The sequence below is a fragment of the Massilia sp. DJPM01 genome, from assembly GCF_030348125.1.
Lineage (GTDB): Bacteria > Pseudomonadota > Gammaproteobacteria > Burkholderiales > Burkholderiaceae_D > Telluria_A > Telluria_A frigida.
Genome location: NZ_JAQOZV010000001.1, coordinates 21,387 through 33,715 on the forward strand (window position 1 = coordinate 21,387; position 12,329 = coordinate 33,715).

The window sequence follows — 12,329 nt, forward strand, 5'->3', positions numbered from 1 at the left end:
ATCAATTTTTGTTCGTATTTGCGGTAAAATAATCAATTGTTCATTGCGATTCCCCGCGATCACTCCGCCCGCCATTCCGTCAATTTCGCCCAACTGGAACCAGCATGAGTAAAGCTTTCACGGTCGTACGTGATCTTATCGCGGACCGACAGCACAACCGTCTGATGCGACTGTCTTTCCCTAACAATGACGCGCCCTCCGCGCAGTTGCTCGTCAACAAACTCGATGCCTTTGAGTGCGTGTCCAAGCCGTTCGAGTTCACCGTGGAACTCTTGTCGGATAGCCCCGCCATCCCACTCAAGGACATGCAAGGCAAGATGTTGTGCGTGCAGCTGGTTCGCAGGGACGGCACGATGCGTTATTTTACCGGACGCGTCTTCAGCTTCGGGCTGAAGACCGTGGACGGGGGCGTATCGTATTACGAAGCCAGGCTTGGCCCTTGGTACGCCTACCTGGGGATGCGCAAGGACAATTATCTGTTCCATTACACGACGCTGTACCAGCAAACCGCGAGCATTTTCGGCGATTACGGAGGGCTTGCCGATTGGGACTGGCGAGTCGGTGGCGCGGCCGATGTGATGACCGATTGCTGCCAGTTCGATGAGAGCGACCGCAACTTCCTTGAGCGGCGTTGGGTCGGCAGCGGCATTGTCTATTGGTTCGAGCACACCGAAAATGGGCATAAGCTGGTTCTGTCGGATGACACAACGAGCGCGCAGCCAATCGATGGCGGCCCGACCGTACGCTTCCAGCGCCACGGTGGTGTCGCGGAAGAAGACGGCTTGCGCGAATGGTCGCCGTCGCGTCAAATCAAGCAGGGTACGGTATCGGTCGCCTCGTTTGATTTCAAGGCGCCCACGCCGTCGCACACCTCGCTGCCCACGGTCAGTCAGCAAGGGGACGTGCCGAATATCGAATCGTACGAATACACCGGCGCCTATGGTTTTACCGGCGGGGGACGCTCACTGGCCCAATTGCGGATGGAAGAGATGGAAGCGGCGGGGAAACAGTTTCATGGTCTCGGCAATAACCGCAATTTACTGCCGGGGCGCTGGTTCAGCTTGAGCGACCATTTCGACACCAGCGAGACCGGTGACGATGCCCAGTCGCGCGAGTTCCTGATCCTTGAAGTCATTCACAGCGCATCGAATAACTATCACGTTAAAGAGGCGACCGAATCACATTACGAGAATGAGCTGCGTGCCATACGCAAGATCATTCCCTATCGCGCCGGGCGCGACCATAACAGTGTCGAGACGAAAATCCATGGCATTCAGTCCGCAACCGTCGTCGGTCCCGCTGGAGAAGAAATTCATACCGATGAATTCGGCCGCGTGCGGGTTCAGTTCCACTGGGACCGTGTCGGCGCGAACGACGAAAAAAGCTCGGCCTGGATCCGAGTCGCAACCATGGGCGGGCGCCAACTTCGGCATGACCTCCATTCCCCGCATCGGTACCGAGGTTCTGGTTCAGTTTATGGATGGCAATCCTAATCGTCCGATCATCACCGGCATGGTGCCCAATGCGGACACGATGCCGCCGTGGACTTTGCCTGCCAACAAAACGCAAAGCGGAATCCTGTCGCGCTCGACACCGGGCGGCAGCTACGACAATGCGAATGCACTGCGCTTCGAGGATAAAAAGGGCAGCGAACAGCTGTGGCTGCATGCGGAGAAGGACCAGCTCACCGAGGTCGAGCACGACGAAGACAAATGGGTCGGCAATGATCGACGCAAAACGATTGATCGGGATGAAACGACCCACATCAAGCGCGACCGGACGGAAACCGTCGATCGCGACGAAACCATTACGGTCCATAACAACCGCACCGAACGCGTCGATCACAACGAAACCATCAGCATCGGGGACAACCGCACGGAAGACGTTGGGAAGGACGAAACGATTTCAATCGGCATGAACCGCACCGAGGACGTCGGCAAGAACGAAACCATCACGATCGGCAGTAACCGAACCGAAAGCGTCGGTAAAAACGAGACCGTCACCATTGGCGGCAACCGCAACGTGACCATCAAGCGCATGAAGTCGGAAACGGTGACGCTGGCCAAAATGGTGACCATCGGAGGCGCCTATCAAACCACGGTGGGCGCCGCCATGAATACGAGCGTCGGTCTGTTTCAAACCGAGCAAGTAGGCCTGTCGAAATCGGTTAATGTCGGCGAGAAAATTTCATTCACGGCCGGTGAAGAATTTCGCATCGAAGTCGGCGAGAGTACTTTCGTCATGAAAAAAGACGGCCGGATCGAGATCAGCGGCAAGGAGATCATCATCAAGGGCACCAAAAAAGTGGAGCTGCACGGCGACGATGTCGACATCAACCCGAACGCCTGAGGCGGACATGCCGCCCGCCATTCCATCACTGATCTTCGATAATCGCACTGCATTCGATGCGCTGCATTTCGATACCGTCGACCAGAACGATGTCGCTTTTCACGTGATCGTGGCAAGGACTGCTTACACCCTGGGTCCCGCTGGCGCGGACGGCGTCGCGACAATGACCGCGCTCGAAGAACCGGCTCAGCTGAACACGGCGGACCGCCACTACGACGACGATACCGCGCATAGCGTCCGCGAGGAAAGCGATTTAGCACCGTACAAACCACTATGCGATGTGATTGTTATCTGCGATGCGCATGCGCCTGGCGGTCGCGCGGCACGCCGCTTTTCTGTCGGCTTGCACGTGAAACGTCCGGACACCCGGGCAACGCTGCCAGAAAGGCCATTGGGCCTCAATCCCATGCAGGGGCCGTCGCCGGCAATGATTGAAGAATGGGAAAACGAAGTGCGCTTGGCCCGCAATACGGTCGTGCCAGGACAAGTCCTGCTCGACAAGACTCTCGCGGTGACAGGGCCGCGTACGCTGCGCAAGCGCTTCGCGCCAGTGCGGCTTGCCCAGTGGGGCATCCGGCTCGCCACGCTTGGGCTGGCAAACCCCAGTCCATGGCGGCTGACGCGCCCCTCCCCCACGCTGTCCGTCCCGCTACGCTATGAACTCGCGCAGGGTGGAGAATGCCGTATCAATACGAGCAGTCCGGATGCCAAACGGGTGCCCCTGAAGTTTCGACTGGCGCATTCCCAAGCCGCAGCGTATCCGCCCGGCGGAGCACCTGCGGCGCTCGATGCCTGCCAGTGGAATCCGGTGGGACTCGGTTTCGCCCGGCCGTGGTTTCTGCGCGCTACTGGAAATGCAGGTGCGCCGGCACCGCAGGTCGCGTATCCCGCGCGCCCGTTCTCCGCAGCGCAGTTCTGGAGCGCGGCAAAAGGCAAGGCTGAGCTGCATCCAGCAGGTCTGGGCGCGGTGGGCCGGGCTTGGCTCCCGCGTCGGAATTGGATTGGAACGTTCGAGGTAAAAGCGCAATGGCAGGCGGATGCTATACCGAGGCTGCCAAAGGATTTCGATTTTCGCTATTGGAACTGTGCTCCGGCGGATCAACAATGCCCCCACTTGAAGGGCGAGGAAATTTTTACGCTGCTTAACTTGTGCGCATCGGATTCCCTATTGGCGCGCAAGGATACAGACGGCAACACCGTCTTGCGTTTCGCACTTCCTGCCCAGTCGCTTTTCGCACTGGGGGCGGATACCGCAGGCGCCGTTGCGGTCATGCCGCTGGCAATCGATACCGTCACCATTGATCTCGAAGCCGGCCAGGTTCACTTGACATGGCGTCTGTGCATGCTGGCCGACGGCGAGCTTCCGGAGGTGCGTCTCATGCACTGCGACAGCGCCGAGCAATTGCGCCGTATCGACGAATGGAACGCTCCATCTTCCGGCGCGACCCCCGTAGCTTCGCCACTGCATTCCGCACCTACCCCACTCTAAATCTTCATGGCCCACGAAACCATTACCAAATCGCAGCGTTTCTATTGCGTCAGCGTGTATCCGGATATCTGCAAGACGCCTGTGGGGAACGCGGTTGTTCTGATTCCGTACACCATCAAAGGCGAATTCGTACAGGCACAGGCCGTCTCGCCGAACGTAAAAACGCACAGCGAGCCGATGTTCCTTCACGGTCGCAGCTTTATTCCGAGCGTGACTGGCGATGAGCCCGGCAAACTTGGCGGATGGAAGAGTGGAACATTCACAAAGCGCGTCGAGTCCTTCCAGACCAGTTCCACCAAAGGGGCAAATGGTACGCAAACCATACAGGAAGGCCGTTTCGTCTGGATGAATGACCGCAACACGGTCGGCAGGGTCATGGAACGTGGCGTCAAGCCAGCGCGCCCGCGCATAACAGTGTTCGGCGTCGATGTGCCCGAACCGGTCCAAGACGCGGCGAAACACTATCTGGAAAACATATCCGGCCCCCTCCACGAGGGTGCAGGCAAGGCAATGAACGTTGGTGGAGACATCATCGTCGGAAGCGGCGTGGTGGCCGGTGCGGGGCTGGTGGTCACGGCCACGGGTGTTGGCGCCCCGGTTGGGCTGGCGATGGAAGGCGGCGCCGCCGCAGGAGCCACCGTGGGTAGTGCGGTGTCGGGGGTCGGCGCGGTGACCGACGCCACGGCCACCGGGGCAGATGCCGTTGCGACAATGCTTAGTACGGGAAAGACACCCGATATGGTAGGCGTCGCCATGAAAGTTGGCGAGGATTTTATTGAAAATGTCGTCATAAAAAAAGCGGGCAGCGCATTCAATTTCGTCAAACGGCTCGCTTCAAAAAAAGCCATCCCCGGCAATACCCCGGCTTCTCCCGCCAAGCCTCCCGACAAGGCTCCGGCTGCGGACAAAGGTGGTAAGGATCACGATGGCCGGGACGGAGGCAAGACAGTCAAGCCCAAGGAACAAAAGGGGGACAAGCCGTCCGATTGCTGTCCCAAAAATGCCGCACCTGGAGGCAAGAAAACAAGCACCAGAAAACCTGTGCATATTGGCACCGGCGAAGAAGTGCTCTATCAAAGCGATTTTGTGCTTGCCGGGCCAACCCCGCTGGAATGGGGGCGCACCTATCGATCAGGCTCGGAATCGGAAGACTGGGGCATGCTGGGCGCCCGCTGGGCAACACCGTTCACGGCGTCGCTGTCCGTGTGCGCGAAAGGCGTGGTGTACCACGAGGAAACCGGCCGCGCGCTGCGCCTGCCGGTCGTCGGAGTCGGCCAGGAACACGACAACCGAAGCGAAGGTTTCGTTCTGCGCTGCCACAGCGACAGCCACTACTCGCTGATTTGGCGCGACGGCAGCGTCGACACATTCCGGCGCGTGGCGGACGCAGTCCTGCCGCACGGCTACGACGGCGTCAACGCCATGCTGGCACCACGCTCCCCGGCGCAGGTGCAGCGTTACGCTGTCGAGTGCCGCACCAAGCTTGACGGCAGCGGCTGGACTGTCGAACGGCATGAGGACGCGGCGCCCGGCGACGTCCTATTGCGTGTACGCACCCATGAGGGCCTTGCGCTGGAAGCGCTGCGTGAGCACCATATCCCCGATGCCAGAACGCCATCCGAACTTGATGCGCCTGCCCGTATCGGCCGCATTGAACAGGTACTCGACGATGGCACCAGGATATGCCATGTGAGCTATCGCTATGAGGCGGCAGCGAAACCCGATGACATTGAAGGCGAGCCGGCCCCATTCGACGCACTGCCGCAACGCTGGTACCTGGTCACGCAAACGAACGTCGCCGGGTCATCGCGTACCTATTCATATCAACACTGCCTGCTGCTTTCATGTACCAACTACAGCGGTTTCGCCCATCATCTTGAATGGGGCAGCCTGGAATTGCTGCGCGAGCGCTGGTCGGGAAATGGGCTCGACGATGCGCAGCTGGCCCGGCGTCATCCGGTGACCCAGGACAATAGCTATCGTGCACGCGTGTTCCGGGTGGCTGGGGCCGACGGTAGCGGCGCGAATGCGTTTGCGTATATTGACCACGACACGACGCGCCTTACCGAAGCCGACGGCGGCGTACTGGAATACACCTTCAATGCGCAGTGGCTGGCTACCGACGTGCGCCGGGTCGGGCCGGATGGCATCGCGCGCTCCCTCGGGCGACGCGAGTGGGACAAGGACGGCATGCTGCTGTCCGACACCGACGGTGCGCACAACGCCACCCGCTATACCTACGATGCAGCAGGCAACCTGACCAGCGTCACCAATGCACTCGGCAACGTCACCCGCATCGATTACGACGCATTCAACCGGCCCGTTTCGGTCACGGACGCCCTTGGCCACCGCACGCGTAGCGGCTACGACGACGCAGGGCGTATCGTCAACAGCACCGACGAACTGGGCCGCATAACCGCGTACAGCTACGACGGGCAAGGCCGGCTGGCGGTACTCACCGACGCACGCGGCGGCGCCAAGCGCCTGTCCTACGATGGGGCCGGCCGTCTGGCGTCGTACACCGACTGCTCCGGCTATACGAGCCTGTATCAGTATGACGGTCAAAACCGCTTGGTCAACAGCGTGGACGCGGTCGGCAACGCCAGCCGCTACAGCTACGATGGGCTCGGCCGCATGGTTGGCGTCACCCATCCGGATAAAACCACGGAAACATTCGATTACGATGGCGACAACAACCTGACCAGGCACACAGATGCCAAGGGGCAGGTGACAAGCTACCGCTACAACGGCCACGGCCTTCCTGTCGAGCGCATCGACGCCAAGGGCCAGACCATGCGCTACCGCCACGATGAGGCGTTGCGCCTTGTCGAGCTAGTCAACGGCAACGACGACTCTTATCGCTTCACTTACGACGAGGAAAGCCGGCTGCTCACCGAAACGGGATTTGACAGCAAGACCACGCAGTTCAGCTACGACGGCGCGGGCCTGTTGGTGTCCAGCACCTGCGACGGCGTGCGCACCGACTACCTGCGCGATTCGATGGGCCAGCTGGTGGCCAGGAACATGCCCGATGGCGACGTGCGCTACGCCTACGATGCGCTCGGGCGGCTGACCGCTGTCGCCTCCCAGCGCGCCGAACAGCGCTTTGGCTACGACGCTGCCGGCCAGCTGGTCGACGAGCGCGTCGCCTACGCGCTGGGACAATTGCCGCTGCCAGGTGAGCCGCGCCAGCGCACGGCCGCGTTCACGCTGACCCACGCCTACGACATGCTCGGCAACCGCATTCAAAGCACGCTGCCGAACGGGCGCACGGTCGACACCCAACGCTACGGCTCTGGCCATTGGCACGGCACACTGTGGCAGGGCACGGCGCTGGTTGACCTGGAACGCGACCATCTGCACCGCGAGACGTCGCGTCAGGTCGGCACCGGCCGCGAGCGCCTCACTGAAAGCCGCGCCTACGATCCGCAGTCGCGCCTGAGTGCCTTCGCACTGACACGAGGGAACGAGCGCCTGCGCGAGCGCCGCTACGAATACGACGCCACCGGTAACCTGACCGGCATCGCCGACGAACGCGGAGGCGACCTGCGCTACGCCTATGACCCGCTGGGCCAACTGCTGTCGGTGCTGCGCGAACACGAGGCGAGCGAAACCTTCGCGTTCGACCCGGCCGGGAATCTGCTGGACCCGCCCTCAAGCAAGAACAGCGGGACGCCGCACGAGACGGAGGAGCTGCGCAAAGAAGAGGCGCAGTTCGGCGAACAAGCCCGGCATGGTGCCCCAAGACTGGCCAAGGTGACGCACAACCTGCTGCGCCAATACGCGGGCCATGTCTACGCTTACGATGCCCGGGGCAACGTGATCGGCAAGCGCTCGCCTGCCGGCGACGGCGGCGCGCAAGCGCTGGCGCTGTCCTACGACAGCGAGAACCGCCTGATCACGGCAACCCGCACTAACGACCTGGGTCGACAGGTGGCGCACTACACCTATGACGCCTTCGGGCGCCGCATCGCCAAGGAAGTCAGCGAGGAACGGCGGGAAGCGGACGGCGCCGAGCGAGCTGTCGCCGTCAAAACAACTCTCTTCGTCTGGGACGGTGACGTCCTGGCACAGGAAATCCACGCCGACAAGACCGTCACCTACCTGTACGAGCCGGACAGCTTCGTGCCGCTGGCGCGCATCGAGTCTGGCGAAGGCATCGAAAGCTACGCGCCGCCCGGCACGCATCTGTGCCACATTAACGAATGGGAGCTGCCCGACGCGAGAAACAATCCGCCGCCGGATCTACAGCAACAGGAAGCTCACAAGGCGCAAGGCCATCGGGACGATTGGACGCATCGACAAAAACAGGCCGGCACTGCCGCGGCCGACGACCGCATTGGTTACTACCAGTGCGACCACCTCGGCACGCCGCAGGAGCTGCTGGACGAGCATGGCGCAAGCGTCTGGTCGGTGCGCTACAAGGCATGGGGCCGGATTCTGCGCTACAACGCGAACAAGGTGGAGCAGCCGCTGCGCTTCCAGGGGCAGTACCAAGACGCTGAGTCGGGACTATATTACAATCGGTATCGTTTTTACGATCCAGACTGCGCCCGATATGTAACGCAAGACCCGATCGGGCTTGATGGAGGAAATAATCTACATCAATATGCACCTAATCCCACTGGTTGGGTTGATCCGCTCGGATTGGCAAAAAACTCTAAGAAAAAGCAAAGTCCGGCTGACCCGACCAACGGGACACCGTCAAAAACTTGTCCTCACTCAAGCGTGGTAAATGCGTTAAAAAATTATCGCGGAAGACAATTTCAGTTTGGAAACAATACTTTTAGATTAGATAAAACTGGCATGACCCACATACTGAAGCGGCATCATCCGGAATACTGGGATGGATCGGTAAAATCACACCAGACTTTCTTATGCGAAGAGGAATCAATTAAAGGAATTGAAGATCAAATAGAATCAGTACTTAAGGAAAATTCTGAGAGATTACGCCAGTCAAACGCTTCCATAGGCATGTTTCAAATAAACGGATCTAATGGACGGACTGTAGGGTTAAAAGCAGGCCGAATCGGACAATTTTACTGACACTACATATCGATATGTTAACTGCAAGAACTGTTTTAAAAAAAGGAAATACGTTTATTCCAATCGAGGAATGGAAAGGAGCAATTGAGGATCCGGAATATGTAGAGGGCGCAATAATCCTCACTCTCAACGGGAAAATTATTCTTGATGAGTCGCTCTGGGATGACGTCAATTGGTTTTGGCCTTATATTGCCAATGGACTACCTGATATTTTAGAAGGCAAGGATTTTCAAACAGGACTTCCTGATCAACCAATTACATTTAGTGTAAAACACCTTAATGATAATTGGCTCCTTCTCCATGTATTTAGCAAAGATCGAGAACTCGTCAAAGTAAAAATTAAAAAAAACGACTATCTTTCTGAGATGGCACGTGGTGCAATCGATTTTATATCGAGAATAGAAGAAATTGCACCGGGAAGCGTGTCGTCAATCGATCACTATATGGAATTATTGAGTGACGTCGCGAACAAATCACAAAATGGAAGTTTTGGCTGATACGCAATATTTAATGACGACAACCCGCACCAACGACCGGTGTCGACAGTTCTACACCTATTGCTCAGCGAATACCAGCCGGATCATGTTCAAGCCGCCTACCCGTGCCGCCGGGAATGGAACAATATGCTTATGAAATTAGGGGGATGAGGGAAGAAGAAGAATCATGATTATATCGCATCACCAACCCGACAGCGATCATGCTTGCGCTCATTGGCACGTTGGCGAAGCAAAGGCGCTTGATGAAAACGGAATGCCAACAACTTTTGATCATTGTGCGTGGAAATATCAAGCAGCTGACGGGCACGTGGGCATAAATTATTTATGAAATTAAAAAATGAATAATAAAGAATTTGAAATAAAAATCATACAGCAGTCCCAGCGTCGAAATCGAAAGGCGAGGTGCTGAGAACTGGTTTGGGCTTAACCTATCAAAAAGAGACAGGATTGATTTTTTCTTCTGCGTCTCACCGGATTTGGCTTGAGGCAGCGTCATGGATGTGTGCACAGGCCACCCGGAAATTTCTGGTCCGGACGACCCAATATATGGAATTTACACATCGAATTACTCGGAAAATTGAGAAGATAAGCGCAGAAATTTGTCGAGCAGATTTAGAAATAATGGCCTTGGATCACAGGGAACAGCAAATCCTCCAACTCCAAGGTAAATGATATGAATAAAACGTTGCTGCTTAATGAATTCTCAAAAATACAAGATGACGATTCGTGGTATGAATTTGAGAAACGCCATTTTGAAATTTTGCGAGACGTACCTTCAAAAGATTTGGATGAAATTGATCGCGAGTATCGACGCAAGCCGTTTATTTTAAACGGAATTCTTTGGAAACCAGTACCCAAATGTGATTTGATTAATGAAGATATCAAGTTTTTGCATTGGAAGTTGCGCCATGAAATTTTCGCCAGACTTGACCCGGAAGCTGCGGCTGAAAATGCTGCCCATCCAGAGCGCTATGAGCGCTGGTGTCTATATTGCGGCATCTGCACCAAAGAAATTTCTATAACTACGTGTCCAATTTGCGAACATGAATTACTGAATTTGCCGTTAAATGATAAATGATGCGAACGTGCAACCATTGAAGCGATCGAAGGAAATCAGATCCCACGAGTTCCACATACATATCCGATAAGTAGATGGTTGAAAAACCAAAATTATGGAAATTAACGAAGAGGAATTTTGGAATGGTTTTAACACAATAAAATCTTGGGATGACTGGCGAGATTTCAAGACAGAATTTTTTGGTAAAAATATGCTTATCAACAAATCCGATGATGACTGGGAACAAAGCTTGAGTCGCAAAGATAAGTTTATAGATGGATTAATCTGGCATGCTACCTGCTGTGGCTACAAAAATCTGCACGCATATTTTTTACTCGATAAATCAAGAGCGCTTGCGTTCAAAAAACTCGAGCCTGAGGCTGCTGCAGACAATGCAACGAAGCCTGAATTATATGGGCAGATATGTCATCACTGCGAAATTTGGACAAGAAGTCATCAACCGAAAGCATGCCCCGTCTGCAAAGGTGAATTATTGCAATTGCCGTTAAACGAAAAATAATTTGTTTTCGTTGGACAAATTCGTTGAGCACGTAAAGCCTCTGCCCCCCACACGGACCAGCGGCGAACGCCTGAAAGAGCGCCGCGCCGACCAACGCGCAGGCGCCCTGCACTACACCTCGACCCGCAGGGCTAATCCTGCTGAGGCTGAGCGAGCGAGAGTGAAACGCTTGCTATAAGATACGGGCAATCAGAAGCAGGAAAACTCAATGGAAAATGGTATAAAAATAGAAAAACACGTACTGTTTGAAGCGCTTACCGAGCTGAATTGGCTGGACGTAAAATTATTCAGACTTGGAACAACGCTTGCCGTAACGCATGCAACGCAACAAGAAATTGCCGCATCCTTGCTGGACTTTTTTATTAAAAATGACATTGGAAATAAAATAGCAAAAGTAAAGAATTCCCTGAGAGAGGCTATTGAAGCCGACCTTGATGATGAATCAGGCATCAGTGAACTTAATCGAATGTACGAACACCGGCTCGCCGATCCGTCCTCAACCGTAAGTGAACCCAACCCGGGGAAGGCTTAAGAATGGATGCACGCCACGGTGCCCTCCAAAAACCCGGTCACCAAGCAGTTCGCCGCAGCCGCCGATAAAACGCCCCAACCGGTCAAGTTAACGGCGCGCAAGCGGAGGCCGCCCGCATGCACCCGCCTCCTCCTCGCGCGAACGCCGGCCCATGCCGGACGGCTGACAACTTACTCCTCCCCGCTGCGCCACGCCACAATATCGGCCACCGACAGCACCGGCAAATCCCGGTCCGCCGCGAAGCGTTCGATCTGCGCCCCGCGCATCATGCTCCCGTCGGCATTCATCAGTTCGCACAGCACGGCGGCCGGGCGCAAGCCCGCCAACACCGCCAGGTCGACCGATCCCTCGGTATGGCCGCGCCGCGCCAGCACGCCGCCGGCCCTCGCCGCCAGCGGAAACACGTGGCCCGGGCTGACCACGTCGCCCGGCTGCGCATCCGGCCCGATCGCCGCGCGGATGGTGGCCACCCGGTCCGCCGCCGACACTCCCGTCGTCACCCCTTCCCTCGCCTCGATCGACACGGTGAACGCGGTCCCATGCCGGCTGCCGTTGCGCGCGCTCATGGGTGTCAGCGCCAGCGCTCCCACCGTTTCCGGCGGCAGGCACAGACACACGATGCCGCTGCATTCGCGGATCATCAGCGCCATCGTTTCCACCGTCAGCCGCTCGGCCGCCACGATCAAATCAGCCTCGTTTTCGCGGTCGTGATCATCCATCAGGATCACCGGCACGCCAGTACGCATGGCCTCAAGCGCTGCATGGATGCGGTTGCCCAGGGCGCTGGCAGGAAAGGTAGCAGTATGGTCCAACATAAAATATGACTCCGTTAAAGTAAA

At 56.8% G+C, this 12,329-nt stretch carries 9 protein-coding genes; 8 read left to right on the forward strand and 1 reads right to left on the reverse strand.

Annotated elements, in window-relative coordinates:
* Nucleotides 1–104: 104 nt before the first annotated feature.
* The 8 genes from PO883_RS00100 to PO883_RS00135 all read left to right on the forward strand — a co-directional run bounded on the left by PO883_RS00100 (nucleotide 105) and on the right by PO883_RS00135 (nucleotide 11,490).
* Entirely contained in the window at nucleotides 105–1,493 is a 1,389-nt protein-coding gene (locus PO883_RS00100; protein WP_289307956.1) for a type VI secretion system Vgr family protein, read from the forward strand.
* Entirely contained in the window at nucleotides 1,432–2,349 is a 918-nt protein-coding gene (locus PO883_RS00105; RefSeq protein WP_289307957.1) for a type VI secretion system Vgr family protein, read from the forward strand. The genes PO883_RS00100 and PO883_RS00105 overlap by 62 nt, the downstream gene beginning before the upstream one ends.
* A gap of 7 nt (nucleotides 2,350–2,356) precedes the next feature.
* Nucleotides 2,357–3,838 carry a DUF2169 domain-containing protein gene (locus tag PO883_RS00110; RefSeq protein ID WP_289307958.1) on the forward strand — a complete coding sequence of 494 codons (1,482 nt, stop codon included), beginning with the start codon at nucleotides 2,357–2,359 and terminating at the stop codon, nucleotides 3,836–3,838.
* A gap of 6 nt (nucleotides 3,839–3,844) precedes the next feature.
* On the forward strand, nucleotides 3,845–8,884 hold the full coding sequence (locus PO883_RS00115) for an RHS repeat-associated core domain-containing protein (protein WP_289307959.1): 5,040 nt from the start codon (nucleotides 3,845–3,847) through the stop codon (nucleotides 8,882–8,884).
* A 14-nt stretch (nucleotides 8,885–8,898) separates the two neighbouring features.
* Nucleotides 8,899–9,381: a hypothetical protein gene (locus tag PO883_RS00120; RefSeq protein ID WP_289307960.1), complete on the forward strand. Its 483-nt coding sequence runs from the start codon at nucleotides 8,899–8,901 to the stop codon at nucleotides 9,379–9,381.
* Between the two features lie 673 nt (nucleotides 9,382–10,054).
* Nucleotides 10,055–10,459, forward strand: coding sequence for a hypothetical protein (locus PO883_RS00125; protein WP_289307961.1), 405 nt, complete (start codon nucleotides 10,055–10,057; stop codon nucleotides 10,457–10,459).
* Nucleotides 10,460–10,553: 94 nt separating this feature from the next.
* A complete protein-coding gene (locus PO883_RS00130; protein ID WP_289307962.1) occupies nucleotides 10,554–10,958 on the forward strand; it encodes a hypothetical protein in 405 nt (134 codons plus the stop codon).
* 208 nt (nucleotides 10,959–11,166) lie between these two features.
* Entirely contained in the window at nucleotides 11,167–11,490 is a 324-nt protein-coding gene (locus PO883_RS00135) for a hypothetical protein (protein WP_289307963.1), read from the forward strand.
* A gap of 170 nt (nucleotides 11,491–11,660) precedes the next feature.
* Here PO883_RS00135 and ribB read toward each other — a convergent pair whose 3' ends face one another.
* Nucleotides 11,661–12,305, reverse strand: a complete 645-nt coding sequence (gene ribB, locus PO883_RS00140) for a 3,4-dihydroxy-2-butanone-4-phosphate synthase (protein ID WP_289307964.1) — start codon at nucleotides 12,303–12,305, stop codon at nucleotides 11,661–11,663.
* Nucleotides 12,306–12,329: the final 24 nt, after the last annotated feature.